This is a genomic window from Methyloceanibacter sp. wino2 (assembly GCF_003071365.1).
Lineage (GTDB): Bacteria > Pseudomonadota > Alphaproteobacteria > Rhizobiales > Methyloligellaceae > Methyloceanibacter.
Map to the genome: position 1 here is coordinate 1,678,517 of NZ_CP028960.1, position 25,797 is coordinate 1,704,313.

Consider the following 25,797-nt stretch of genomic DNA (forward strand, 5'->3'; position numbering starts at 1 on the left):
CCAGTTCCGGACGGCATTGGGCCGCCCCCGCATCATGCCGCCTTGATCCGCCGCTCGCGCTCGATGACCTCCGAGGCGAGCTGGATATAGGCTTGGCTTCCACTGCACTTGTAATCGTAGAGAAGAACGGGTTTGCCGTGCGACGGCGACTCGGCCACGCGCACGTTCCGGGGGATCACGGTCGTGTAGACCTTGTCGCCGAGGACATCCCGCACGTCCTGCACCACCTGATCCGACAGGCTGGTGCGCTGGTCGTACATCGTCAGCACCACGCCATGGATGCGCAGCTTCGGATTGAGCCGGCCGCGGATCTCCTCGACGGTGCTCAAGAGCTGCGCCAGACCCTCCAAGGCAAAGAACTCGCATTGCAGCGGCACCAGCACGGCGTCTGCCGCCGCCAAGGCATTCAGGGTCAGAAGGTTGAGTGAGGGCGGGCAGTCGATCAGCACATAGGTGGTGCGGGCATCGTCGGTCTCGCTGGCCGCAAGCTCGGCGAAGCAATCGCGTAGACGGTAGTGTTTGCCGCTGCTTTCGCCGACCTCCCGCTCGAACGACATCAGATCGATGGTCGCCGGGATGATCGACAGGCGCGGAACATGCGTCGCGACCTTGGCGTCGAGGATCGAGGAGTCGCCCGTGAGAACGTCGAAGGTCGAGTGTTCGCGCTGTTCGATCCCGAGCCCCGTGGAGGCATTGCCTTGCGGATCGAGATCGACGATCAGCACGCGTTCGCCGACGGCGGCGAGGGCGGTGCCGAGATTGATCGCGGTGGTGGTCTTGCCGACGCCGCCCTTCTGATTGGCGAGTGCGATGACGCGCATGGCGTTCCGGCTCATGCGGGCCTCCCGCGCAGGTTCGTGATCTCGACAATCCGCGCGTCGTCTGCGGTCATGCTGGGATGGCACGCATGATCGAAGCTCCACCGGTCTTGGGCGGAGGCGATCTCGGCTTCTGTCTCGCGGCCTTTCAGGAACAGCCCCCGGGTTTCACCTCGCAGAAACGGCTCTGCAAGCTCCAAGAGACGGGGCAGCGGCGCGAGCGCGCGGGCGCTGACCACGTCCAGCCTTAGGCTTTGGGCGTTTTCGGCAAACTGTTCAATACGCATCGCGTGAATGTCCACAGGGGCCTCAACGGCCCGAGCGACCTGGCCGAGGAACGCGCATTTTTTGTGATTCGATTCAACGAGATGCATGCGGAAGTCCGGATCGCCGGTTCGAAGGATGGCGACGACCATTCCTGGAAAGCCGCCGCCCGATCCTAGATCGAGCCAGAGTCGTGCTTTCGGTGCAAGCCCTGAAAGCTGTGCTGAGTCGGCCAGGTGGCGGCTCCAGACGTCGGGAAGCGTGGAGGGGGCGACGAGATTCGTCGTTTTCTGCCAGTGCTCCAGGAGCTCCACAAAGCGCTCTAGCCTGTGGATTGTTTCATGTGAAACTTTAAAGGTTTCGGCGAACGATTCCGCACTCGAGGCGAGGGCGCCGCGCTTAGTGTCCGCACTCATGCGCTTTTCGCCGGTGCGCCTTTTTTCACATGGGCGAGGAGCAACATCAGCGCCGCCGGCGTCATCCCGTCGAGGCGCGCGGCTTGGCCGAGGCTCGCCGGCCGATGCCGGGTCAACTTCTGCCGGAGCTCGTTGGATAGCCCCGGAAGCGCCTCGTAGGAAAAGTCGGCGGGGATTGCGATCGCCTCGTCCTTGCGGAACGCGGCGACGTCCATTTCCTGCCGCGCGATATAGACCGCGTAGCGCGCATCGATCGCGAGTTGGTTCGCGATGGTCAGATCGAGCGCACCAATCTCCGGCCAAATATGCGTGAGACACGCCAGATCGATCTCCGGATAGCTTAAGAGATCGAAGGCGCTGCGCTTGCGCCCATCCCGATTGATGGTAAGCCCGGCCTTCGCGGCTTCAGTCGGTGTGAGCGTCAGGGCGCGGAGGAGTTCGGCACCCACCGCCAGACGTTCCGCCTTCGCCTCATAAGACCGGCGCCGCTCGGCGCCCACACAGCCCACGGCGATGCCGAGCGGCGTCAGCCGCTGGTCCGCGTTGTCGGCGCGGAGCATGAGCCGGTATTCCGCCCGCGAGGTGAACATCCGGTAGGGCTCGGTGACGCCGCGCGTCACGAGATCGTCGATCATCACGCCGAGATAGCCGTCGGCCCGTGTCACGGCGAAGCGATCAAAGTCGCCCCCGCGACCTTCGCGGCATTGAGACCCGCAATGAGGCCTTGCGCGCCCGCTTCTTCGTATCCCGTGGTGCCGTTGATCTGGCCGGCGAGGAACAGCCCGCCCACGGCCTTGGTCTCGAGGCTCGGATGCAGCTCGCGCGGATCCACGTAGTCGTACTCGATCGCATAGCCCGGGCGTTTCACGTGAACGTTCTCGAGACCCGCGATGGTCTTCAGGAACGCATCCTGGACATCCTCGGGCAGGGAGGTCGAAATCCCGTTCGGGTAGACCGTGTCGTCGTCGAGGCCCTCCGGCTCCAGAAAGATCTGGTGGCTCGCCCGGTCCTTGAAGCGGACCACCTTGTCCTCGATGGAGGGGCAGTAGCGCGGGCCGACGCTCTCGATGGCGCCCGAATACATCGGCGCGCGCGAGAGGTTCGCCTCGATGATTCTGTGAGTCTCTTCAGACGTATAGGTGATGTGGCAGGGCACCTGCGGCGTCGTGATCGTCTCCGTGAGGAACGAGAACGGCACCGGCGGCGTATCGCCGGGTTGTTCCTGCAACCGGTCCCAATCGATGCTTTTGCCGTCGAGGCGTGGGGGTGTCCCCGTCTTCAGGCGTCCCATGCGGAGCCCGAGGCCGTAGAGGCGCTCGGACAGACCCAGGGCGGGCGCCTCGCCCATGCGCCCGGCCGGAATGCGCGTGTCTCCGATATGAATGAGCCCGCGCAGGAACGTCCCGGTCGTCAGAACGACCGCCCCTGCGATAAACCGGCGGCAGTCGCCTGTGACGATGCCCGCCACGCGGTCCCCATCCACGATGAGGTCCTCGGCGCCCGCCTCGATCACATGAAGATTGTCCGTGGCCGCGATGGCGGCCTGCATGGCCTGCCGGTAAAGCTTGCGGTCCGCCTGGGCGCGCGGCCCCTGCACCGCCGGCCCCTTACTCCGGTTCAGCATGCGGAACTGAATGCCTGCTGCGTCGGCGACCCGGCCCATCAGTCCGTCGAGCGCATCGATCTCGCGCACCAAGTGCCCCTTGCCCAAACCGCCGATGGCCGGATTGCAGGACATCTCGCCGATGGACGCCGCTTTGTGGGTGACCAAAGCCGTGCGCGCACCAAGCCGCGCGGCCGCAGCCGCGGCTTCGCAGCCGGCGTGGCCGCCGCCAATGACGATGACATCGAAAGTCTTGTGTGTAGGCGCGTCGCTCATGGGCGGTAAGTAGTCGTGAAACGCCCCCGCGTCAAAGCAGAGCCGTCGTCTCAGCAGCGCCCGACGGATGTTTCACGTGAATCATTCAGAGCGCGGCGCTCGGCAACGTTTCACGTGAATCATTTCGGCAGGCGCGGGCGCCTTGCGCCCTATTTGCCGATGCAGAACTCGGAGAAGATGGCGCCCAGCACTTCTTCCACGTCGATCCGGCCCGTGAGACGCCCCAGATGGTGGGCGGCGATCCGAAGCTCCTCCGCCCGGAGCTCCGCATCAAGACCATGGTTAACAAATCGTTTCAGGGCGTCCCGAACTGACACAAGTTCGACCCGGTGCCGGGTTCGCGTGATCGGCGCGCCGCCCTGGACGTCGATACCCTCGCCCGCGCGCCGGCCCAGTTCGGCGACGAGCCCTTCGAGCCCCTCTCCCGTCTTGGCCGAGATTGTCAGCCCGGATGCGGGGCCACGCTCCGCACCCGAGACCAAATCCGATTTGTTGGTCACGGTCAGAACAGGCACTTCACCAAAGCCCGGCGCAGGGACCGGATTCGACGATGCGCCGTCCACGATCCAAAGCACCAGGTCCGCCGCCTCCGCGCGCGAGACCGCACGGCGGATACCCTCGCTCTCGACGGCGCCGCCGCCCTCGCGAAGCCCGGCCGTGTCCGCGACGATGATCGGCAAGCCGCCGATATCCAGATGCACCTCGATCACGTCGCGTGTCGTGCCGGCCTCCTCCGAGACGATCGCGACGTCGCGCTTTGCCAGCGCATTCAGGATGGACGACTTGCCGGCGTTCGGCGGTCCCGCGATGACCACGCGGAACCCGTCCCGCAGGCGCTCGCCGCTCTGGTCGGCGAGATGAGTCTCGATGCGCGGCAGCAGCCCCTGAACCACATCCACGGACAACCGCGTGGCGTCGTCGGCCACGTCCGCCTCGTCCGAAAAGTCCAGGCCCGCCTCCATAAGGCTCTGCGCCTTCAGGAGCTCGGCCCGCCAGCCCTCGTAGAGATGCCGAAGCCCGCCTTCGGACTGGGCCAGAGCCTGACGCCGCTGCGCCTCGGTCTCGGCGCTGACGAGATCGGCCAGGCCCTCGACCTCGGTGAGATCCAACTTGCCGTTCTCGAAGGCCCGCCGGGCGAACTCGCCGGGCTCGGCAAGGCGCGTACCCACTGTGGCCAGCGCGGCCTCCACCACGGCCTTCACGACGGCACGGCCGCCATGAACTTGCAGCTCGGCCATGTCCTCGCCCGTGAAGCTGGCCGGACCCGGAAACCACAGCACCAGCCCACGATCGATTCCACCGATACGGCGCAAGGCAGCCTCACGTGGAACGGGCACCGATCCTATGAGGTGCTCCAGTACCGCACGCGTTTGCGGCCCGGAAATCCGAATGACCGCGACGGCGGCAACCCCTGCGCCCGAGGCAAGGGCCACGATCGTCTCGCCGGACTGCGACGCTTCCGCCCGCCTGGCCTCGTCATGCGTGGGGCTATGCTTCATAGTCTATCGTACCCAAAGAATATCGAATTCGCGTCCACACGCGGACCGGAAGGCAGGATGACCGAAAACGGCGGAAACCAACTCGGCGACGAGACCAGCCCCTATCTGCGCCAGCATAAGGACAATCCCGTCCACTGGCGCCCGTGGGGCCCGGAGGCGCTGGCCGAAGCCAAACGCACCGGCAAGCCAATTCTGCTGTCTGTCGGCTATGCCGCCTGTCATTGGTGCCATGTCATGGCCCATGAGAGTTTCGAGGATCCTGAAACAGCCGCGGTCATGAACGACCTGTTCGTGAACATCAAGGTCGATCGCGAGGAACGGCCAGACGTCGACTCGATCTACATGAACGCGCTGCAGATGATCGGCGAACAGGGCGGGTGGCCGCTGACCATGTTCCTCACGCCGGACGCCGAACCCTTCTGGGGCGGAACCTACTTCCCGAAGCACCAGCGCTATGGCCGGCCGGCCTTCGTGAGCGTTCTGCGCACGGTCGCCCACACGTTTCACGCGGAGCCGCAAAAGGTCCGCACCAACGCCGACGCCCTGCGCACCAGGCTTCACCCCACCCAGCCCAAGGGCGAGGCGGTCCGGCTCACGGACGCCACGCTCCAGAACTGGACCCAGCGCTTCCTCCAGGCCGTGGATCCCGTGACGGGGGGCATGCGAGGGGCCCCAAAATTTCCCCAAACCAATTTCTTCGCGCTCCTCTGGCGCGGCGGCCTCCGCTACGACGCCGAAGCCTTGCGCGAGGCTGTCGACCTCACCCTGACCCATATCTGCCAGGGCGGAACCTACGATCATGTGGGTGGGGGCTTCGCCCGCTACAGCGTCGACGAGCAATGGCTCGTGCCGCACTTCGAGAAGATGCTTTACGACAACGCGCTCCTGATCGACCTCATGACCGAGGTCTGGCGCGAGACCAAGTCGCCCCTCTTTGCCACGCGCATCGAGGAGACGGTCGGCTGGCTGTTGCGGGAAATGGTCACGGAAGGCGGCGCCTTCGCCGCCTCGCTCGATGCGGACTCCGAAGGGGAGGAAGGCAAGTTCTATGTCTGGGACTTCGACGAGGTGAAGGCCCTGCTCGGCGCGGACAACATCAACTTCTTCGCCGACATGTACGACGTCACACCGCCGGGCAATTTCGAAGACAAGAATATTCCCAACCGTCTGCATACGGTCGAATTGCGGGACGAGGAAACCGAGGCGCGGCTGCAACGCATGCTGCGGACGCTTTTCGAAAGCCGTTCCCTCCGTATACGTCCTGGGTTCGACGACAAGGTCTTGGCCGACTGGAACGGACTGATGATCGCGGCGCTTGCCAATGCGGCCACGGCCTTCGACAGGCCCGAGTGGTTAGAGGCCGCGGAAACCGCCTTCGATTTCGTCCTTATGCGGATGAGTATGGGCGTGCGGCTCATTCATTCCTATCGCGAAGGCCCGGGTAACGCCCCTGCCACAGCCAGCGACTATGCCAATATGATCCGCGCCGCGCTCGCGCTCGCCAACGCCACCAACAACCCCGAATACGTGGAGCAGGCCTGCGCCTGGACCCACGTGCTCGACAAACATTATTGGTCCGAGGATCTCGGCGGCTATCACCTGGCGGCCGACGACACGAACGACATCCTCGTGCGCCCGCTCAACGCCCATGACGACGCGACGCCCAATGCCAACGCGATGATGGTGTCGAACCTCGTCGCGCTCACCTCCTGGACCGGCAATAATACGTATACGGATCGTGCCGAGAGGCTCATCGAGGCGTTCGGCCCCGCGATTACAGCAAACCCCGTTGGCCATTCAGGGATGCTGGGCGCGGCGCTCGACCGGCTGGCGCCGGCGCTCGTAGTCCTGATGGTTCCGGAAGGCGGCGACCCCACCGCCATGCGCGCGGCGCTCCGCGACGTGTCGCTCCCCAATGCGGTTGTCGACGAAGTCTGGGCCGACGAGACCCTGCCGTCGACGTCACCCGCCGCCGGCAAGACTGTCATCGACGGCAAGACCACGGCTTACGTCTGTATCGGCCCGCAATGCTCCCTGCCGGTCACCGAACCGGAAAAGCTCGTGGAGACAATCAAGACGGCGCGGCAAGCGCCCAGCTCCGGAACTGCAGGGCCGAGCAATAGGGCGTCCAAGCAGACCTAAGCCGCGCAGATCGTCCACAACGACAGGCCAGCTAAGTGACTCTGGCACAATGATAATTCGTTAACCTATTGAGATTCAATAACGATTCTTGACTTTGAGTGCGAATAGCACCATATAGTGAATGGATCGAGTGACACGGTGAAAATCTGCCTGCCGTAGCACTGCGCTGAAAAGTTCTTTGGGCGAGCGGTCGCACAATGTGGGGTTCACCGGCAGGCCCCACCTCGATCCATCAAGACGAGCGCCCCTGGCCCAGGGGCGCTCGTCTACTATTCAGGGATGCTTCTTGATCAAGCGACCGCGACGCAAGAAGCTCCGAGTCTGTCGCCTCCGTAATCTTCGAAACGATGTCATCAGCATCTCACGGTCGGGTGACGCGACCTTTAGAACGGCAACATACCTAAGCTGAGAGTTTGGCTCGATGTACGAGCAGACGTAGGCATTGGGCTTAGCCTTTTCTTGCACGACCATTCCATTTTGAATAACCAAGCACGACAGCAACAGATCGATGTCGGAAATGTCGGGGTGTTTCTCATTGATATGAAGCAGGCTCTCTCGTGAGAGGTACACGAGCGTTGAAAAGACTCCGATCTCCGAGGCAACACCAAACGGAAGGTTGCCAACCTCGATGATCTCACACCAGCCAGAGCGCAGCTTTGCGATGTCGCCCAGAGTGATCGTCATGGGTCGAGGACCTGCGACTCAAAACGACCACCACCACCACGCGGTCTAACTCCAACGCAAGGCGTGACTGGTCGGCCACCACGACCATCTTGCAAACAATCGCGACCAGACAACGCGCATGGCTCTGGCCAATTCACAAAGAGACTCTGTGAAGAGAGAATGGCGTCCATATATCCGAGAACCTTTCATCGAGCGGAGTCGTGCGGAATGGCCCGGCTCAGCAAGCGAAACCTTCAAATCACTCAAATGTAAGGAGGGGACATCCCCGTTCGGATACTGAGGATTTTAGTCTGAGTCGCGCCGAGAGTTCAACGAACAACCCCGGCCAAATGAGCCGGGGCTTTCGTCAACAAAATGGGCATCAATCAAGGAGCCAGGGTTTAAGCATCCGTCGCGCTCGTTTGAGCTGCTCACGCTTGTGGTCTGCACCAGCGCCCTTGGAATCCAAATACAGACTGAGCTGCCTTCTTGCAGCTTTCCAGCCGATGTGCCGCTCGCGCAATGACGTGAGCAACTTGAATGCGCGTTTCTCATCGCTGGGATGCCCGGCGAAGATGCCGTCAGCACTGCCAAAACAACCCGGAACACCTGAATCCCATTCGGCCATTTCCAGCCCTCCCTAGTTGTAAAACCAGAGATAAGCCTACTTCAGCTTTGTGGATTCGCCAATTGTACAAACGCCCGCCGACAAGGCGGCCCATCGAAGGATCTAAGCATCTAACCTTAAGTGTTCATCGAATCGAAGAACTCGTCGTTGTTCTTGGTCTGCTTCAGCTTGTCGACCAGGAACTCGATCGCATCCATGGTGCCCATGGGGTTCAGGATGCGGCGGAGCACGTACATCTTCTTGAGCTGATCCTTCTCGACCAGCAGCTCTTCCTTGCGGGTGCCGGAGCGGGCGATATCGATGGCCGGGAACACGCGCTTGTCGGCGACCTTGCGGTCGAGCACGACTTCGGAGTTACCGGTGCCCTTGAACTCTTCGAAGATGACTTCGTCCATGCGGCTGCCCGTATCGATCAGGGCCGTAGCGATAATCGTCAGTGAACCGCCTTCTTCGATATTGCGCGCGGCGCCGAAGAAACGCTTCGGGCGCTGCAGCGCGTTCGCGTCCACACCGCCGGTCAGCACCTTGCCCGACGAGGGCACCACAGTGTTGTAGGCGCGGCCAAGACGCGTGATCGAATCGAGCAGAATGACCACGTCGCGGCCATGCTCCACCAGGCGCTTGGCCTTCTCGATGACCATCTCGGCCACCTGCACGTGGCGCGCGGCCGGCTCGTCGAAGGTCGAGGACACAACCTCGCCCTTCACCGAGCGCTGCATGTCGGTCACTTCTTCCGGGCGCTCGTCGATCAGGAGCACGATCAGATAGCACTCCGGATGATTGGCGGTGATCGAGTGGGCGATGTTCTGAAGGATGATCGTCTTACCGGTGCGCGGCTGCGCCACGATCAGGCCACGCTGGCCCTTGCCGATCGGCGCGACGATGTCGATGACCCGGCCGGTGTAGTCCTTCTTGGTCGGATCCTCGGTCTCCATCTCGAGACGCTCGTCCGGATAGAGCGGCGTCAGATTGTCGAAGTGGATCTTGTGGCGCTGCTTCTCGGGGTCCTCGAAATTGATCGTGTTGACCTTGAGAAGCGCGAAATAGCGTTCACCTTCCTTGGGGCTTCTGATCTGCCCCTCAACCGTGTCGCCGGTCCGAAGACCAAAGCGCCGGATCTGCGAGGGCGAAACGTAGATGTCGTCGGGGCCGGCCAGATAGTTCGAATCGGGCGACCGTAGAAAGCCGAATCCATCCTGCAGAACCTCGACCACGCCCTGGCCGGTGATATCCACCTCCCGGGCGGCGAGTTGCTTGAGGATCGCGAACATGAGCTCCTGCTTGCGCATGGCGTTCGCGTTTTCGACTTCGACCTCCTCGGCAAAGCTCAAAAGCTCCGTCGGCGATTTGGCCTTCAAATCTTGCAGCTTCATTTCCTGCACGCTGCTAACTCCAATGGGGAAAAGGGTTGTCGGTTTGATTGCCGCGCGCCTTGCGGCACGCGAACGAAGAGAAAGGGAAAGGGATGGTCTATGGCGGGAGGGCGGCGGACCGCCCCGGCCAGTCCACGTCAGATACCGGACTGGAACCTTGAGGCTTAGACTAAATTCGAGTCGTCTTATAGCAGAGCCCGCGCCCGCGCGGAATAGACTTGGCTCAAAAGCCGCACAGAATTTGCTTGGGTTCTGATTGAGCCGTAATCAGCCGCAAAAAACCGCAATAAGCCCCTAAAAAGGCTTTACCACCGCCAGGATGACAATAGCGATCATCAGGAGCGTCGGGACTTCATTGGCGATCCGGTAGAAGCGCTGGCTGTGGGTATTGCGATCCTCGGCGAACTCCCGGGTCCAGCGGGCGAGAAAGCCCGTGAAACCCGACATCGCCACGACCAGGAGCAGCTTGAGGTGGAACCAGCCGGCAAGGGCCCAATCCACTGCGTAATAGGCGAGGATCAGCCCGAACACCCAGCTCGCGATCATGGCCGGCGTGATGATCGCCTTCAGGAGCCGGCGTTCCATGACCTTGAAGGTTTCGGACTGCTTCGATCCCGCCTCCGCCTCGGTGTGATAGACGAACAGCCGCGGCAGATAGAGGACACCGGCCATCCAGGCGATCACCGAGATGATGTGAAACGCCTTGATGTAGAGAAGAAACATAAGTTTTTCAGACCTTTAGACGGCGTGATCGCCCTTCACCAGACGCACGAGCCGTTCCACGTTCTCGATCGGTGTCTCCGGCAGGATGCCATGGCCGAGATTGAAGATGAACGGCCGGTCGCCGAGCGTCTCCAGGATCTCATGGACACGCGCATCGAGTTGGGGGCCGCCCGCGACCAGCAGCACCGGATCCAGATTGCCCTGCACGGGCACGATGGGCTGGAGCGTGTCGCGGATCCAGCCAACCGGCAGACTGGTGTCGCATCCGACCGCATCGATCTCCGTCTCTTGCGCGTAACGCACCGCCGAAGGTCCGGCGCCCCGGGAAAGCCTATGATCGGAATATCCGGCACCTCGGCCTTCACCCGCTCCACGATCTCCCGCGTTGGCGCGATGCACCACCGGGCGAACGCATCTTCGGGAAGGCTCCCCGACCAGCTGTCGAAGATCTGGAGCGCCCGGCAGCCTGCGCGGACCTGCCCCAGCAGATAGGTCACCGACGTCTCCACGATCGTATCGATGAGAGCCCGGAACAGCGGGGGGTCCTCGTAGGATAGCGCCCGGGCCCGCGCTTGGTCCTTGCTGCCCGCGCCTTCGACCATGTAGGTGGCAACGGTCCAGGGCGCCCCACAGAAGCCGATCAACGGAACGCCCTCCGGAAGCCCGGCGACTACCCGTTCCACCGTCTCATAGACCGGTGAGAGCTTTTCAGGGGCCGCTGTAGGATCGAGCCGACCCAGTGCCGCGGCGTCGCGAATGGGTTCGAGCTTCGGACCCTCTCCTTCCACGAACGCAACCGACTGACCGAGTGCAAACGGCACGATGAGAATGTCGGAGAACACGATCGAAGCGTCGAACGGAAACCGGCGTAAGGGTTGAAGCGTGACTTCCGCCGCCAGTTTGGGTGTTAGGCACAGATCCAGGAACGAGGGAACGGTCTTCCGGACTTCCCGGTACTCGGGCAGATAGCGGCCGGCCTGACGCATCAGCCACATGGGTGCAGGCGAACAGGTCTGACCGCTCAGAACGGACAGAAAGGGAGACTCGGGAACAGACATGCGCCTCTCTAAAACTAATAAGAAGAGTCTTTAAAAGGGTTTCTGTTGTTTTTGTTATGCCGTGGATAGCGGACATTCATCTTCATCACCACTGTTTCAACAGGCTTCGCATGGCCGAATGCGACGGTATCGCGATGATTGTAGCGGGCTGTGGCCAGGCGCGCTTGATACAAGGCATAACATTATGGACCCTCACATTTTTTTCCGCGACGGGACGGCTTGAGAACGGCGGGACGACCTGTGCGTTTCACCCTCTCGGAGCTGGGGATGAAAAAGGCTATTGTCCCCCCTGCTGACAAACTCCGTCACGATCTAGACACAGACGAATCTGTGAAAAACAAAGCGTATGATTTGCGGGTCAGCGGGGAGAGACGCGGCACCGGCTAGTGTTGCTCCCATCGCCCGCCCCAGTTATCCAATGGCCGTACAATGGATATCCAACAGCGTACCTTCCATCTGCATATGATCTCCGACGCCACGGGCGAGACGCTCGTGACGATCGCGCGGGCCGTGGGAGTGCAATATGCGGCGGCGCGAGCGATCGAACATCTGCATCCGCTTGTCCGCAGCGAACGCGAACTCGAACGGGTGCTGCGCGAGGTCGAGGCGGCGCCGGGCATCGTCCTCTACACGCTGTTCAATCGCGACCTGGCCGAAAAGCTCGAGCAGGCCTGCAAAGGTTTGAACGTTCCCTACGTCGCGCCGCTGCTGAACGTGCTTCAGGTGTTCGAATCCTATTTGGGCATGGCATCGACGCCGATGGTGGGCGGGCAGCACCAGCTCAACGCGGACTATTTCCGCCGCATCGAGGCGCTGAACTTCACCATGATGCACGACGACGGGCATTTGCCGGACAATCTGGACGATGCCGACATCATCCTACTCGGAATCAGCCGGACCTCGAAAACGCCGACCAGCATCTATCTCGCCAATCGGGGACTGAAGACCGCCAACGTCCCCCTCGTGCCGGGCGTGCCCGTCCCGCCGCAGCTCGAACAAGAGACGAACGCCTTCGTGGTCGCTCTGGTCGCGAGCCCGGAGCGGATCTCGCAAGTGCGCCACAATCGGGTGATCGAGCAGGCCCATGGGCATTTGGACGACTATGTGGATCGCGACGCCATTGCGGCGGAGATCGCGCAGACGCGCCAGCTCTGCGCGCGCCACGGCTGGCCCATCATCGATGTGACGCGCCGGTCGATCGAAGAGACCGCGGCCGCGATCATCCGGCTCTATGACGACCGCGACGCACCGGCCCTCGATACATGACGAATTTTCTCCAAGAGGGCCGCGCGCCCCTCATTCTCGCCTCCGCCAGCGCCACGCGGCGCAAGCTTCTGGAAGGCACAGGCCTCACCTTCAGCACGAAGAGCTCCGATCTCGACGAGGCGGCCATGCGCACGGCGATGGGTCTCGAAGGCACGGTGGAACCCAGCGACGTGGCAGAGGTCCTGGCGCGCGCCAAGGCCGAGGACGTGAGCGCCCAGTCGGGCGATGCCTTCGTCATCGGCGGAGACCAGGTGATGGCCGCCGGCGGCAAGATCTACGGGAAGCCGCAGTCGATGGAGGATGCCAGAACCCGGCTGCTCGACCTCAGCGGCAAGAGCCATCAACTGCACACCGCCGTTGTTATTGCCACGGGTGGTGCCACCGTCTGGGCTTACACGGACGTCGCGACGCTGACCATGCGGCGTCTGTCGCCGGAATTCGTGGGGCGCTACCTCGCCGCGGCGGGTGAGGGCGTTCTAGGCGCGGTCGGGGCCTACCAGATCGAATCGCTTGGCATCCAGCTCTTCGAAAAGATCGAAGGCGACTTCTTCTCGATCCTGGGCCTGCCGCTGCTCCCGCTGCTCGATGCGCTGCGGCGCGAGGGGGCGATCGAGGGATGACGGGACCATGAGCACGGCGCCGCGCGCATGCGTGATCGGGTGGCCGGTCGAGCACTCCCGCTCGCCGGCGATCCATGGCTATTGGCTCGACCATTACGGCATCGACGGGGCCTATACTAAAGAGGCCGTGCGGCCCGAGGACTTCCCTGAATTCCTCACTGCTCTTTCGAAGCACGGCTATGTGGGCGCGAACGTCACGCTGCCCCACAAGGAAGCGGCCTTGCGCGCAGTCCAGGAGGTCGACGCGGCGGCCAAGGCGATCGGCGCGGTCAATACGGTGTGGCTCGATGAGAGCGGCGCGATCCGGGGCAGCAATACGGATGCCTACGGCTTCATGACCAATCTCCAATCGTCCGCGCCCGATTGGCGCGAGGGCTGCGACGTGGCCATGGTGCTGGGCGCCGGGGGCGCCGCGCGGGCGATCCTTCATGGGCTGATCGAGGCGGGCATTCCCCGGATCCTCCTGACGAACCGCACGATTGCCAAGGCCGAGACGCTGGCCCGGGACTTCGGCGATCCCGTCGAAGTGGTTCCCTGGGAGGACAAGGATTCGGCGCTGTCCGCCTGCCGCCTCCTGGTCAACACGACGAGCCTCGGCATGGCAGGCCAGGCCCCGCTGGACATCATGGTGTCGGCGCTGCCGGCTGACGCCGTGGTGACCGACATCGTGTACGTGCCCCTGGAGACGCCTTTGCTGGCTGCCGCCCGGGCGCGTGGGCTGACTGCTGTGGACGGGTTGGGAATGCTGCTGCATCAGGCCGTGCCTGGGTTCGAGCGCTGGTTCGGCGTCCGCCCGGAGGTGACCCCAGACCTGCGCGCCCACGTGGTCGCCACGTTGGAGGCGGGCTGATGCTGGTCGTCGGCCTCACGGGCGGGATCGGCATGGGAAAGAGCTCTGCCGCCGCTCATTTCAAGCGCCACGGGGTGCCCGTCTTCGACGCCGACGCCTATGTGCACAAGCTGTACGAGGGCAAGGCCGTGCCCCTGATCGAGAGCGCTTTTCCGGGCACCACCCGCGACGGCCAGGTGGATCGCGCGCTTCTGGCCAAGGAAGTGGCCGGCCGGCCTGACCGGCTGAAGGAACTCGAGGGGATCGTGCATCCGTTGGTGGTCCAGGCGGAGATCGATTTTCTCTGCGACCAGGAGGACGGCGGCGTGCCGATGGCGGTTCTGGAAATTCCGCTTCTGTTCGAGACGGGCGCCGAGTCCCGCGTCGACGTCACTGTCGCCGTCAGTGCACCGGAAGACGTGCAGCGCCGGCGTGTCATGGAGCGCCCCGGCATGACGCAAGAGAAGTTCGAAGCGCTTCGGGCGCGGCAGCTCGACGATGCGGACAGGCGCGCGCGGGCCGACCACGTGCTGGACAGCGGGTCCAGTCTGGAAAACCTGCAGGCGCAGCTCGATGTGCTGATCGAATCGCTTAAGTTAAAGGACGGAAGCGTGATGGAGCGCCTGCGCGCTCAACGTCCCTAACCAAGCGGAGTTCATTCGAACCGGTGCGTGAGATCATTCTCGATACGGAGACGACGGGTCTCGATCCCAAGGAGGGACATCGGATCGTCGAGATCGGCTGCGTGGAGCTGGTCAACTCCATCCCCACCGGCCGGACCTGGCATTGCTATCTGAACCCTGAGCGCGACATGCCCGAGCAGGCCTTCGCCGTGCACGGGCTGTCCGCCGAGTTCCTCGGGGACAAGCCCCTCTTCGCGGACAAGGCGGACGAGTTCCTCGACTTCGTCGAAAGCGCCATGCTCGTCATTCACAATGCGAAGTTCGACTTCGGCTTCTTGAACGCGGAGCTCGGCTGGGCATCGAAGCCGCTTCTGACCTGGGACAGAATTGTGGACACGCTGGCGCTGGCGCGGCGGCGCCATCCTGGATCGCCGGCAAGTCTCGATGCCCTCTGCCGCCGTTATGGCATCGATCTCAGCGGCCGCGATCTCCACGGCGCGCTCCTGGACTGCCGTCTGCTGGCCGGCGTCTATGTGGAGCTCGTTGGCGGCAAGCAGGCGCGGTTGGAGCTGGCCGGGAACGGGGCGCAGCAGGCGGATACAGCGGGGAACGCTGTCACGGTGACCCCGCGTGCGACGCCGCTGCCCTCACGGCTGACGGCCGAGGAACGCGAAGCCCATCACGCCTTCGTCGCCAGTTTGGGTGAAGACGCGATCTGGCGCCGCTACGAGTGAGTGAATCCTGACGGCTGTCAGACGTCCTAGTTCGGCTGACTCATATCGACGTCGCCGCCCTTCGACAGGTTCTGGGCGTAGAGGCGGCCGAAGTCGATCGGATCGAGCATAAGCGGCGGGAACCCGCCATCGCGGACGACATCGGCGATTACCCGACGCACGAACGGGAACAGCAGGGTGGGGCAGTCCACGAACAGCACCGGCTGCAGCATGTCTTCCGGGACATTCTTGATCCGGAACAGGCCACCAAAGTCCAGTTCGACATTGTAGATGACCCCGGTGTCGCTCTTTGCATGGGCCTCGAGATGCACCACGGCCTCGTAGATGTCCTCGCCCCGGGGTCCGGCATTGACGTTGACACCGACCTGGAGTTGGGGGTTTTCGCCGGGGCCCTGCAGCGTCTGCGGCGCGCCGGGGCTCTCGAAGGAGAAATCCTTCACATACTGTGCAAGCACGTTGAGTTGGGCCTGAGAGCCGGCTTTCGCGTCTGCCGGCCCATCCCCGTTGGCGCCTTTCGGGCTATTCTGTTTGTCGTTCTTGGCCATCTCATCCTCCCTCGGCGCAAACTCCGACCGCTGGCTAGCACGGGAGGCGAGCGCCACGCAATTCGACAAAGTGCACGGGTGCGCCCGGCCATTCCTTTGGGGTTGGCGTCTGTGAGGGGAATGACGTAAGTTGGCCCTATCACGCAGCCTGTTCGATATGAAAAATGCGCTGCGGCGGGTTGCGACCGCTAGAAAACCCCGTGGCATGCAACAATATTGTACCTATGGCATTGGTCCATTGACCGCGAGGCGTTTTGCATGAACCGGACAGGATCCGGAACTGGATGGCAGCAAGACTATGAGTGAAGCTTTCGACATCTATACATTGCTGTTTCTGGTTCTCGCGGTGGTGATCTTCATCAGGCTGCGCAGCGTGCTCGGACGCAGGACCGGAAACGAGCGGCAGCCCTTCGATCCCTATTCCCGCCCCGACACCAAACAGGCGCCGGAGGGCACCGTCGTGGCGCTGCCGCGCGGCCGGAACGCGGAGGCTCCCGTGGGTACCGATACCGGCCCTTCGGCCGAGGACATCGAAGAGCGTCTGGAACGGTATGCCAAGGCTGACAGCCCGCTCGGCAAATCGCTCACCGCATTGATCAAGTCGGATCCCGGATTCGACCCGGCGCAGTTTCTGGACGGCGCCAAGATGGCCTACGAGATGATCGTGGCCGCGTTTGCCGAGGGCGACGAGAAGACTCTCAAGCAGCTCCTCGGCGACGACGTCCTCGAGGGCTTCTCGCGCGCGATCGCCGAGCGCGACGAGCGCGGCGAGACGCACCACACGACGCTGGTCGGCATCGACAAGGCGGACATGATCGAAGCCGAGGTCAAGGACAAGCAGGCCTTCGTCACGGTCAAGTTCGTGAGCGAGCTGATCTCGGTCACCCGCGACTCGGCCGGAGAGGTCGTCGACGGCGATCCGAAGAAGGTGCGCGAGGTCACGGACATCTGGACCTTCGCTCGCGATACGGCGTCCCGCAATCCGAACTGGAAGCTCGTGGCCACCGAGGCAGCGAATTAGCAGCCGGCGTTGACCGGCTCCATTTACGCAACCCCGTGCAGTTTTGCCGACCTGGACGGCTGGGCGGAGGACGATCACGCAGCGGCGCTGCGCGCCCTCGTGAACTCGACAACACGCGATGGCGTCGAGCGCCTGCAAGAGGCAGAGGCGCGGGAGTACTTCGAATCCGGGTTCGAGGCTTTTGCGGCGAGCGCCGACACGCCCGGCTTCGTCACCGGCTATTACGAGCCGGAGCTGCGCGGCTCCTCCACCTGGTCGCGGCAGTTTCCCATCCCGATCCACGGGCTGCCGAGAGATCTCGTCACCACAATCAACGAGACGAACCGCGCGGCACACAACGACACCCTGACCGGCTTTCGTCTGACGTCTGAGGGTATGGTGCCATTCTTCACGCGCGCCGACATTGAAGCGGGTGCGCTTGACGGGAGAGGGCTGGTCGTCCTCTACACGGACGATCCTGTTGACCTCTACTTCATGCATGTGCAGGGGTCGGGCCTCGTGCATCTCGACGACGGCACCTCGGTGCGTCTCACCTATGCGGGCAAGAACGGTCAGCCGTATACATCGCTGGCACGGGTCCTGGTCGATCTCGGCGAGCTCGATGCCGGCGGCATCGATATGGATGCGCTGAAAGCCTGGCTGCGTAGCGATCTCGAACGCGGCCGCGCGCTCATGCGGATGAACCAGTCCTATATCTTCTTTTCCGTGCTTCGGGGCGACGAGGCGGCGCGGGGCCCGCATGGGGCCGAGGGTGTGCCCCTCACACCCGGCCGCAGTCTCGCAGTGGATCCCACTTTTATCCCGCTCGGTACGCCGGTCTTCGTGACGGTCCCGGATCTCGCTGGGGAGGACGGACGACCCTTCCGGCGACTGATGATCGCCCAGGATGTGGGCTCGGCGATCCGGGGCCCCCAGCGCGGCGACATCTTCTTTGGGACAGGCGAGGCCGCGGGCGCGCTTGCGGGTCGCACGCGCCATGCGGCGCGGTTCCATGTCCTGATGCGGAAGCGTTAAGGCGCTTTGCGCTAGTGTGCGGTCATGGCCAAGGAGAAACCAGGCAAAGACACGGCGGCAAAGAAGGATACCAAGCCCGTCCGTCTCGAGGACGACGAGGCGCTGTGGGCGCGCGTGGCCGAAACCGCTCAGCCGCTCGCCAAGAAGAACCGTTTTATCGATGTGGAAACGCCGCTCAAGGCTCCCGCAAGACCCTCCACGCCCAAACCACCGAGGGCAGCCGAGGCGGTGCCCTCGGGCGCGCTACAGCCTGAGCCGAAACCCGGAACCACCGCCGGCAATGTCAGCGTCAAGAAAGCGCCCTCGCCGAAGGCCGGCCTCGACCGGCAGACCGCGCGCAAGCTCGACAAGGGCCATCTCGCCATCGAAGCGCGGATCGATCTGCACGGCATGCGCCAGCGCGAGGCACACAGCGCCTTGCGGAAATTCCTGCAATGGGCCCGGGCCAAGGACTATCGCCATGTGCTCGTCATCACCGGCAAGGGCTCGCTCCGCGCCGAGGGCGGAAGCTTCTATGGCGAGGAGACGCGGGGCGTGTTGCGCCAGGCGGTGCCCCATTGGCTTTCCCATGGGGACCTGGCGCCGCTCATCGTCAGCTTCTCGGACGCCCCCCGCCGTCTCGGCGGCGAAGGCGCGCTCTATGTGCGGCTGCGGCGGTCAGACCGCAGGCGGTGACTGCTAATCGCCTGACGACTCGTCGGCCTCAAGCGTGCGAAGGATAAAGTCTGCCCGTTCGGCGACGCTGGTTTTGGGCAGGACCGTCACCTCGTAGCCGAGATCCGGGTAGGCCGCGAGGAGCCGCGCGTACTCTTCGGTGGCCGCCTCGAAACCGTGTTGTCGTTCCTCGTCCCGTCCGTAGATCTCAGGCCAGGGCGGGGTGAGAAACACGCGCCGATGATAGGAGTACGATCGGCCCCGCTCAGCCAGGACGCGGCCGCCGGTGGCATGTTCCAAGGCCGACGCGGCATCCACCAGGCCGCGGTCGAAGAAGACCCAACCTTCGGATTCCGCGTTGGCTTTCCAGTCGGAAATCGCCGTCGAGATCGCGGCTCTCGCAAACGCCGCAAGGTCGACCCAGGGCAGCGCTGACCCGTTCGATGCCAATTGCTCGCGAACGATCCTGCGTCCCGGTTCGTCGACGACGCTAAAACCCCGTTCGCGCAGTGCTTCGAGCAGGGTCGATTTTCCCCCGCCCGAGCAGCCGGAGATCACGACACGACGCTCCATTGGAGATCGTTCCTAGAGAATGAACTTGGAGAGGTCGGCGTTCTTGGCGAGGTCGCCAATATGCTCGCGCACGTAGGACGCATCGATGGTGATCGCCTCGCCGCTCTTGTCGGAAGCGCCGAAGGAGATGTCGTCCAGAATGCGCTCCATCACCGTCATCAGACGCCGCGCGCCGATATTCTCGACGGAGGTGTTCACCTCCACGGCGATGTCGGCAATGGCGTCGATGGCGTCCTCGGTGAACTCGAGCGTCACGCCTTCGGTCTTCATCAGCGCCACATATTGATTGATGAGGCAGGCCTTCGGCTCCGTCAGGATTCGGCGGAAGTCCTCACGGGTGAGCGCGCGCAGCTCCACGCGGATCGGCAGGCGGCCTTGCAGCTCGGGCAGCAGGTCCGACGGCTTGGCGATGTGGAACGCGCCCGAGGCGATGAAGAGAATGTGGTCCGTCTTCACGGGCCCGTATTTCGTGCCGACCGTCGTGCCCTCGATGAGCGGCAGAAGATCGCGCTGCACGCCCTCGCGGCTCACGTCCGCGCCGGCACGATCGGAGCGGGCGCAGATCTTGTCGATCTCGTCCAGGAACACAATGCCGTTGTTCTCCACGTTCCGGATCGCTTCCTGGATCATCATGTCGTCGTCGATGAGCTTGTCGGATTCCTCCGCCATCAGAATTTCGAAGGAGTCCTCGACCGTGACCTTGCGCGATCGCGTGCGCTGGCCCAGCGCCTTGCCGAGCATGTCGGACAGGTTGATCATGCCGACCTGGCTGCCGGGCATGCCTGGAATCTCGAACGATGGCATGCCGCCCGTATCGGCCACCTGAATCTCGATCTCTTTGTCGTTCAATTCATTGTCCCGGAGTTTCCTTCGGAACGACTCGCGGGTTGTGCTGCCGGCGCCGGGACCCACAAGCGCGTCGATCACGCGCTCCTCCGCATTGACCTGGGCGCGGGCCGAAACCTCTTTGCGTTTTGCGTCGCGTACGAGGCCGATGCCGGTTTCGATCAGATCACGGACGATCTGCTCCACGTCGCGCCCCACATAGCCCACTTCGGTGAACTTGGTCGCTTCGATCTTGATGAAGGGCGCGTTGGCGAGCTTGGCCAGGCGGCGGGAAATCTCCGTCTTGCCGACGCCGGTGGGGCCGATCATCAGGATGTTCTTCGGCAGGACCTCCTCGCGCATGTCTTCGTCCAGCTGTTGACGCCGCCAACGATTGCGCAAGGCGATGGCCACGGCGCGCTTGGCGTCGCTCTGGCCGACGATATGGCGGTCGAGTTCGGAGACGATTTCGCGGGGGGAAAAAGCGGTCATACAGGTACTGGCGGATACTGGTTGGTGTCGGATTAGCGGGCGGCCGTATCGAGGGTTTCGACGGTCAGGGAGTCGTTGGTGTAAACGCAGATCTGGGCAGCAATGGCCATGGCCTTGCGCGCGATCTGCTCCGCATCGAGGTCGGAGTCGAGCAGGGCCTTGGCCGCTGCGAGGGCATACATGCCGCCCGAGCCGATCCCCATGACCGCGTCGTCCGGCTCCAGCACGTCGCCGGTGCCGGTCAGGACGAGGCTCTCGTCCCGGTCGGCCACGATCATCATGGCCTCCAGCCGGCGCAGATAGCGGTCCGTCCGCCAGTCCTTGGCGAGCTCGACGCAGGCGCGCTTCAGCTGATCGGGAAACCGTTCCAGCTTGGTCTCGAGGCGCTCGAACAGGGTGAAGGCATCGGCGGTCGAGCCCGCGAACCCGGCGATCACCGATCCCGAGCCGACGCGGCGCACTTTTCGCGCGGTGCCTTTGATGATGGTCTGGCCCAAGGAGACCTGGCCGTCGCCCGCCACCACCACCTTGCCGCCCTTGCGGACGGTGAGAATGGTCGTGCCGTGCCAGGAGGGGGGCGAAGTCTCAGACGAAGAGGAAGAAGCACTCATAACTGTCCTGCGATATCGGGCCTGGCGTCGCGTTCGTCAAGCGCTGCTCCCTTCCAGGGCGACCCGTTTTCCTAGTTCGCGGGGCGGCATCCGGCTCCGGCGCGATCATGTCGGGCACCAGGGTCTTCAGCGGCGGCAGGTCGATGTCGGTGATGCGCCAGCGGAAACCCTCGAGGTTCATGGTCGAGGTGATCACGGGTGCATCGGCCTTTTCGGGGTTCTGCGACTGGATCGTGAAGGTGGTCGGGGCCGAGAAGAACGCCCATTTGAGGAAATCGCCGAAACCTTCCTGGTTCTCGCGGTGTTCCACGATCGTCGGATTGCTCAGGACCGCCTCCGGCGTCACGAGGCTGTCGATCGAGCCGCCGACCACCGATGGGCCGAAGGCGCGGGTCAGCGCCTCGCCGATATCCCCCCGAACCGGGGCTTTTTTGCCTAATTCCTGGGATTTTTTCAGCAGTCCGCCCTGGACCTGCTTCTGCATGTTGGCCCGGACGGCCGGAAAATCGACAATTTTCTTCAAAGTTTCGGCGTTGTTCGACAGCAGCGCGTTCTGAAGCCGGTACAGCGTCCAGTAGGGGTAGGCCAGGTAGATGGCGAGCAGGATGAGAATCAGCAGAAACAAACGGCGCATTGGCGCAATTCCCTCAATTTGTGACAGTCGCCCATAGCATGGCTCCATGACGGGGCGTATAAGCGCTTTCGTTATGGAAGCGAATTGCTAAGAGCCTTTGGATTAGGCTGGCAGACATGCAACAGCGAAGCAAATCAGCGGATGCCGCCGGTGCGGCAACGCCCCGCACGGCGACAATCGACCGCCGCACCAAGGAAACGAACATCAGCGCTACCGTCAATCTCGACGGGACGGGCGCTTACGATGTCACGACCGGTGTGGGCTTTCTCGACCACATGCTGGAGCAGCTGGCGCGCCACGGGCTGTTCGACATCACGCTGAAGGCCGAGGGCGATCTCCACATCGATCAGCACCACACGACCGAGGATTCCGGGATCGTGCTGGGCCAGGCCTTCGCCAAGGCGCTCGGCGACAAGGCCGGCATCGCGCGCTACGGCTCCTGCTACCTCCCCATGGACGAGACGCTGACCCGCGTCGCGCTCGACGTGTCCGGTCGGCCGTTTCTCGTGTGGAAGGTGGACTTCAGCCGCTCCAAGATCGGCGAGATGGACACCGAACTGTTCCGCGAATGGTTCCAGGCCTTCGCGCAGAACGCGGGCATCACGCTCCACGTGGAGACTCTCTACAGCGAGAACAATCACCACGTGGCCGAGACCTGCTATAAGGCGCTGGCAAGGGCGTTGCGCCAGGCTGTCGCCGTGGATCCGCGGCAGAGCGGGCGCGTGCCCTCCACCAAGGGCCAGCTTTGACGTTCCGTGAGGGCGGAACGCCGGGCGGCGGCCTGATCGAAGTTGAGCGTAGCGAACAGTGACTGTCTATTCCGTCTATGAGCCTGCCGACGACGCCGATCTCGACGCGCGCGCGGGCAAGGTCGCCTTCGTGAAGGAGGGAATTGCCTGGCTCGCGCTGATCGTCCCGATCCTTTGGCTCATCTATCAGCGGATGTGGTTGGAGCTCATCGCCTTCCTGGCCATCTTCTTGTCGTTGCCTGTCGTCTTCGGATCGGGTCCGGCCGGACAGGAAATCGCGGGCTGGGTTTCGATCGGCCTCACGGTTTTGTTCGCGTTCGAGGCCAATGACCTCCGTAGCTGGGCCCTGCGCCGCCGCGGCTTCAAATTCGCCGGCACGGCTTTCGGCCGCGATCAGGTCGAGGCCGAGACGCGGTTCTTCTCGCGCTGGCTACCAGAGCAAGAGACGGCAACACAAGGCGTTCCGGCCGTCCTTCCGGTACCGGCGAAGGCCGCCGCGATCGTGCCGACGCGCCCTGCTGCCGGCGATGAAGTGATCGGCTCGTTTCCGCGGAACTGACACCATGCACGTCGCCATCATCGATTACGGCTCCGGCAACCTCCATTCCGCCGCGAAGGCCTTCGAGCGTGCCGCGGGCGAACAAGGCTCCCCGCTCGAGATCAAGGTCACAACGGAACCGGACGAGGTTCTGGGTGCCGACCGTATCGTGCTGCCGGGCGTCGGCGCCTTCGCCGATTGCAAGGCGGGGCTCGCCGCCGTGCCGGGCATGATCGAGGCGCTGGACGAGGCGGTCGGCGAGCGGGGCACGCCGTTTCTCGGGATTTGTGTCGGGTTGCAGTTGATGGCGACCCGCGGGCTGGAGCACGGGGTCACGCCGGGGCTCGACTGGATTGGCGGCGAGGTGCGTGCGATCGAACCTAACGACGTCACCTTGAAGATCCCGCATATGGGTTGGAACACGCTCAACTTGGATCGCGACCACGCACTGTTCGAGGGCATTCCAACGGGCCCGGAGGGGCTTCACGCCTACTTCGTGCACTCCTACCATTTCGTGCCGTCGGCGCGTGAGACCCGTGTCGCGACCACGGACTACGGCGGCACGGTGACGGCATTCCTTGCGCGGGAAAATGTGGCCGGCAGCCAGTTCCACCCCGAGAAAAGCCAGAAGCTGGGATTGGCCCTGATCGCCAATTTCCTCAAATGGAAGCCATAGCGAGACACCATTCATGATTCTCTATCCCGCCATCGATCTGAAGGACGGACAATGCGTGCGCCTCCGCCAAGGCGAGATGGACCAGGCCACCGTTTTCAACGAGGACCCGGCGGCTCAGGCCAAGACGTTCGAGGACCAAGGCTTCGAATGGCTGCACGTGGTCGATCTCAACGGCGCGTTCGAAGGCAAGCCGGTGAACGGACCCGCGGTCGAGGCGATCTACGCGGCGAGCCATTTGCCGATCCAGCTTGGCGGCGGCATCCGCGACATCGACACGATCGCCATGTGGCTCGACAAGGGTATCGACCGGGTCATCCTCGGTACGGCGGCGGTGCGCGACCCCGATCTCGTCCGCGAGGCGGCACGGGATTTCCCCGGTTGCATCGCCGTGGGGATCGATGCGCGCGACGGCAAGGTCGCCATCGAAGGCTGGGCCGAGACCTCGGAAATGACGGCGCTGGATCTCGCGCGCCGGTTCGAGGACGCGGGCGTGGCCGCTATCATTCACACGGACATCGCCCGTGACGGGCTGCTCGAAGGGCTTAATCTCGACGCCACGGTGGAGCTGGCCGATGCGGTCTCCGTCCCGGTGATCGCCAGCGGCGGCCTCGCGTCCATCGAGGATATCAAGCGCCTCGTTGAGCCGCGCTGCGCGAAGCTCGACGGCGCGATTGCAGGGCGTGCGCTCTACGACGGCCGTCTCGATGCGGCCGAGGCTCTCGCGATTATCGCGGCGAAGTACGGCCACCACGGCGTGACGGGACAGTACTGATCGATGCTCAAGGTCCGCGTCATTCCCTGTCTCGACGTGAAGGACGGGCGCGTCGTCAAAGGCGTGAACTTCGTCGATCTGCGCGATGCTGGCGATCCCGTGGAAGCCGCCGCCGCCTATGACGAGGCCGGCGCGGACGAGCTGTGCTTCCTCGATATCACCGCAAGCCACGAGAAGCGCGGAACCATTCTCGACATCGTCAGCCGCACCGCGGAGCGCTGCTTCATGCCGCTGACAGTGGGCGGCGGCGTGCGGTCCACGAACGACGTGCGCGCACTTCTCGAAGCGGGCGCCGACAAGGTCTCGATCAACACGGCGGCGGTGCGCGACCGTCAGCTTGTGCGCCGCGCGGCCGAGAAGTTCGGAGCCCAATGCATCGTAGTGGCGATCGACGCCAAGCGCGTGGGCGCCAACGGCAAGGCGCCGCGCTTCGAAATCTTCACCCATGGCGGGCGGGAGCCGACTGGCATCGATGCAATCGCCTATGCCGAAGAAGTCGTTTCGCTCGGCGCGGGCGAGATCCTGCTGACCTCCATGGATCGCGACGGCACGCGTGCCGGGTTCGACAACGAGCTGACACGGGCGATCGCGGACGCGGTTTCGGTGCCCGTCATTGCTTCGGGCGGCGTCGGAAATCTGCAGCATCTGGTGGACGGGGTGCGCGAGGGCCATGCCTCGGCGGTGCTGGCCGCGTCGATATTCCATTTCGGCGAGCATTCGATCGGCGAAGCCAAGCGCTTCATGGCCGATGCGGGACTGCCTGTTCGCCTGGACCCCTGAACCTTTGATCCGCCTTTGCGCCTATTCCCAGCGGCGGCGGCACAGTGTATGAGCCACAGCATGAGCAAGGATGCATTGGATAGGCTCGCCGCCACGATCCGCGAACGCCGGACCGAAGCGGCCGATAAGTCCTACACCCGGCAGCTTCTGGACGATCCGATCAAGTCGGCCAAGAAAGTGGGCGAAGAGGGCGTCGAGGTGGCGATCGCCGCGACGGCGCAGGACAGGAACGCGCTCCTCGAAGAGAGCGCGGACTTGCTCTATCACTTCCTTGTGCTGCTGGAGTCCCGCGACATTGCGCTCGACGAGGTCTGCGAGGTGCTCGAGCAGCGTATGGGCACGTCGGGTCTTGCGCGCCAAAAAGGCTCGGCCGGCTAA

Annotated in this window: 27 protein-coding genes and 2 pseudogenes; 15 read left to right on the forward strand and 14 right to left on the reverse strand. The window is 63.6% G+C overall.

The window, feature by feature from the left end; all coding sequences use genetic code 11:
* Nucleotides 1-32: 32 nt before the first annotated feature.
* The 4 genes and pseudogenes from DCY11_RS07785 to mnmE form a co-directional block, all read right to left on the reverse strand.
* On the reverse strand, nt 33-836 hold the full coding sequence (locus DCY11_RS07785) for a ParA family protein (RefSeq protein WP_108682410.1): 804 nt from the start codon (nt 834-836) through the stop codon (nt 33-35).
* Nucleotides 833-1,498, reverse strand: a complete 666-nt coding sequence (rsmG, locus tag DCY11_RS07790; protein WP_108682411.1) for a 16S rRNA (guanine(527)-N(7))-methyltransferase RsmG — start codon at nt 1,496-1,498, stop codon at nt 833-835. The genes DCY11_RS07785 and rsmG overlap by 4 nt, the downstream gene beginning before the upstream one ends.
* A pseudogene (mnmG, locus tag DCY11_RS07795) lies at nt 1,495-3,377 on the reverse strand (tRNA uridine-5-carboxymethylaminomethyl(34) synthesis enzyme MnmG). Before mnmG ends, rsmG begins: the two are co-directional and overlap by 4 nt.
* A 149-nt stretch (nt 3,378-3,526) precedes the next feature.
* Nucleotides 3,527-4,876 (reverse strand): tRNA uridine-5-carboxymethylaminomethyl(34) synthesis GTPase MnmE, encoded by a 1,350-nt coding sequence (gene mnmE, locus DCY11_RS07800; RefSeq protein ID WP_108682412.1) that lies wholly within the window; start codon nt 4,874-4,876, stop codon nt 3,527-3,529.
* 57 nt (nt 4,877-4,933) lie between these two features.
* On the opposite strand from mnmE, the gene DCY11_RS07805 reads away from it, so the two are divergent.
* Nucleotides 4,934-7,018, forward strand: a complete 2,085-nt coding sequence (locus tag DCY11_RS07805; RefSeq protein ID WP_108682413.1) for a thioredoxin domain-containing protein — start codon at nt 4,934-4,936, stop codon at nt 7,016-7,018.
* Nucleotides 7,019-7,291: 273 nt separating this feature from the next.
* On the opposite strand, the gene DCY11_RS07810 is transcribed toward DCY11_RS07805, so the two are convergent.
* The 5 genes and pseudogenes from DCY11_RS07810 to hemE all read right to left on the reverse strand — a co-directional run bounded on the left by DCY11_RS07810 (nt 7,292) and on the right by hemE (nt 11,463).
* On the reverse strand, nt 7,292-7,702 hold the full coding sequence (locus tag DCY11_RS07810) for a hypothetical protein (protein WP_108682414.1): 411 nt from the start codon (nt 7,700-7,702) through the stop codon (nt 7,292-7,294).
* A 361-nt stretch (nt 7,703-8,063) separates the two neighbouring features.
* Nucleotides 8,064-8,309 carry a hypothetical protein gene (locus tag DCY11_RS15490; RefSeq protein ID WP_159079872.1) on the reverse strand — a complete coding sequence of 82 codons (246 nt, stop codon included), beginning with the start codon at nt 8,307-8,309 and terminating at the stop codon, nt 8,064-8,066.
* Between the two features lie 116 nt (nt 8,310-8,425).
* A complete protein-coding gene (gene rho, locus DCY11_RS07815) occupies nt 8,426-9,691 on the reverse strand; it encodes a transcription termination factor Rho (RefSeq protein ID WP_108682415.1) in 1,266 nt (421 codons plus the stop codon).
* Nucleotides 9,692-9,976: 285 nt separating this feature from the next.
* Entirely contained in the window at nt 9,977-10,405 is a 429-nt protein-coding gene (gene hemJ, locus DCY11_RS07820) for a protoporphyrinogen oxidase HemJ (protein ID WP_108682416.1), read from the reverse strand.
* Between the two features lie 15 nt (nt 10,406-10,420).
* Nucleotides 10,421-11,463, reverse strand: a pseudogene (hemE, locus tag DCY11_RS07825) (uroporphyrinogen decarboxylase).
* A gap of 429 nt (nt 11,464-11,892) precedes the next feature.
* Between hemE and DCY11_RS07830 the strand changes: the two are divergent.
* From DCY11_RS07830 to dnaQ, 5 genes are read left to right on the forward strand one after another with little or no spacing between them, the layout of a single operon-like run.
* Complete coding sequence (locus DCY11_RS07830; protein ID WP_108682417.1) at nt 11,893-12,729, forward strand: pyruvate, water dikinase regulatory protein; 837 nt, start codon at nt 11,893-11,895, stop codon at nt 12,727-12,729.
* A complete protein-coding gene (locus DCY11_RS07835) occupies nt 12,726-13,349 on the forward strand; it encodes a Maf family nucleotide pyrophosphatase (RefSeq protein WP_108682418.1) in 624 nt (207 codons plus the stop codon). The genes DCY11_RS07830 and DCY11_RS07835 overlap by 4 nt, the downstream gene beginning before the upstream one ends.
* 7 nt (nt 13,350-13,356) lie before the next feature.
* On the forward strand, nt 13,357-14,199 hold the full coding sequence (locus DCY11_RS07840; protein ID WP_108682419.1) for a shikimate dehydrogenase: 843 nt from the start codon (nt 13,357-13,359) through the stop codon (nt 14,197-14,199).
* Entirely contained in the window at nt 14,199-14,822 is a 624-nt protein-coding gene (gene coaE, locus DCY11_RS07845; protein WP_108682420.1) for a dephospho-CoA kinase, read from the forward strand. The genes DCY11_RS07840 and coaE overlap by 1 nt, the downstream gene beginning before the upstream one ends.
* Before the next feature lie 23 nt (nt 14,823-14,845).
* On the forward strand, nt 14,846-15,535 hold the full coding sequence (gene dnaQ / locus DCY11_RS07850) for a DNA polymerase III subunit epsilon (RefSeq protein WP_108682421.1): 690 nt from the start codon (nt 14,846-14,848) through the stop codon (nt 15,533-15,535).
* Nucleotides 15,536-15,561: 26 nt separating this feature from the next.
* Here the strand turns inward: dnaQ and secB are convergent, their stop codons facing one another.
* Nucleotides 15,562-16,080 carry a protein-export chaperone SecB gene (secB, locus tag DCY11_RS07855; protein WP_069444014.1) on the reverse strand — a complete coding sequence of 173 codons (519 nt, stop codon included), beginning with the start codon at nt 16,078-16,080 and terminating at the stop codon, nt 15,562-15,564.
* Between the two features lie 298 nt (nt 16,081-16,378).
* On the opposite strand from secB, the gene DCY11_RS07860 reads away from it, so the two are divergent.
* From DCY11_RS07860 to DCY11_RS07870, 3 genes are read left to right on the forward strand one after another with little or no spacing between them, the layout of a single operon-like run.
* Nucleotides 16,379-17,101, forward strand: a complete 723-nt coding sequence (locus DCY11_RS07860; protein WP_108682422.1) for a Tim44/TimA family putative adaptor protein — start codon at nt 16,379-16,381, stop codon at nt 17,099-17,101.
* Nucleotides 17,102-17,110: 9 nt separating this feature from the next.
* Nucleotides 17,111-18,115, forward strand: coding sequence for a murein transglycosylase A (locus DCY11_RS07865; protein ID WP_108682423.1), 1,005 nt, complete (start codon nt 17,111-17,113; stop codon nt 18,113-18,115).
* A 24-nt stretch (nt 18,116-18,139) separates the two neighbouring features.
* Nucleotides 18,140-18,790: a Smr/MutS family protein gene (locus DCY11_RS07870; RefSeq protein ID WP_108682424.1), complete on the forward strand. Its 651-nt coding sequence runs from the start codon at nt 18,140-18,142 to the stop codon at nt 18,788-18,790.
* A 3-nt stretch (nt 18,791-18,793) separates the two neighbouring features.
* On the opposite strand, the gene DCY11_RS07875 is transcribed toward DCY11_RS07870, so the two are convergent.
* Genes DCY11_RS07875 through DCY11_RS07890 form a run of 4 tightly spaced genes read right to left on the reverse strand, consistent with a single transcriptional unit; the run spans nt 18,794 to nt 21,952 of the window.
* Nucleotides 18,794-19,342, reverse strand: a complete 549-nt coding sequence (locus DCY11_RS07875) for an AAA family ATPase (protein WP_108682425.1) — start codon at nt 19,340-19,342, stop codon at nt 18,794-18,796.
* Nucleotides 19,343-19,354: 12 nt separating this feature from the next.
* On the reverse strand, nt 19,355-20,659 hold the full coding sequence (gene hslU, locus DCY11_RS07880) for an ATP-dependent protease ATPase subunit HslU (protein ID WP_108682426.1): 1,305 nt from the start codon (nt 20,657-20,659) through the stop codon (nt 19,355-19,357).
* Nucleotides 20,660-20,691: 32 nt separating this feature from the next.
* Complete coding sequence (gene hslV / locus DCY11_RS07885) at nt 20,692-21,270, reverse strand: ATP-dependent protease subunit HslV (protein WP_108682427.1); 579 nt, start codon at nt 21,268-21,270, stop codon at nt 20,692-20,694.
* A complete protein-coding gene (locus DCY11_RS07890) occupies nt 21,245-21,952 on the reverse strand; it encodes a DUF2939 domain-containing protein (protein ID WP_108682428.1) in 708 nt (235 codons plus the stop codon). Before DCY11_RS07890 ends, hslV begins: the two co-directional genes overlap by 26 nt.
* Nucleotides 21,953-22,020: 68 nt before the next feature.
* Here DCY11_RS07890 and hisB point away from each other — a divergent pair, with 68 nt between their 5' ends.
* From hisB to hisE, 6 genes are read left to right on the forward strand one after another with little or no spacing between them, the layout of a single operon-like run.
* On the forward strand, nt 22,021-22,653 hold the full coding sequence (gene hisB, locus DCY11_RS07895) for an imidazoleglycerol-phosphate dehydratase HisB (RefSeq protein WP_108682429.1): 633 nt from the start codon (nt 22,021-22,023) through the stop codon (nt 22,651-22,653).
* 58 nt (nt 22,654-22,711) lie between these two features.
* Nucleotides 22,712-23,212, forward strand: a complete 501-nt coding sequence (locus DCY11_RS07900; protein ID WP_108682430.1) for a DUF2628 domain-containing protein — start codon at nt 22,712-22,714, stop codon at nt 23,210-23,212.
* Nucleotides 23,213-23,216: 4 nt separating this feature from the next.
* Nucleotides 23,217-23,867, forward strand: coding sequence for an imidazole glycerol phosphate synthase subunit HisH (gene hisH, locus DCY11_RS07905; protein WP_108682431.1), 651 nt, complete (start codon nt 23,217-23,219; stop codon nt 23,865-23,867).
* A 13-nt stretch (nt 23,868-23,880) separates the two neighbouring features.
* On the forward strand, nt 23,881-24,639 hold the full coding sequence (hisA, locus tag DCY11_RS07910; protein ID WP_108682432.1) for a 1-(5-phosphoribosyl)-5-[(5-phosphoribosylamino)methylideneamino]imidazole-4-carboxamide isomerase: 759 nt from the start codon (nt 23,881-23,883) through the stop codon (nt 24,637-24,639).
* A gap of 3 nt (nt 24,640-24,642) precedes the next feature.
* The gene (gene hisF / locus DCY11_RS07915; protein ID WP_108682433.1) at nt 24,643-25,419 is read left to right on the forward strand and encodes an imidazole glycerol phosphate synthase subunit HisF; all 777 of its coding nucleotides are present in this window, start codon (nt 24,643-24,645) and stop codon (nt 25,417-25,419) included.
* A gap of 60 nt (nt 25,420-25,479) precedes the next feature.
* Entirely contained in the window at nt 25,480-25,797 is a 318-nt protein-coding gene (gene hisE, locus DCY11_RS07920; protein ID WP_174202142.1) for a phosphoribosyl-ATP diphosphatase, read from the forward strand.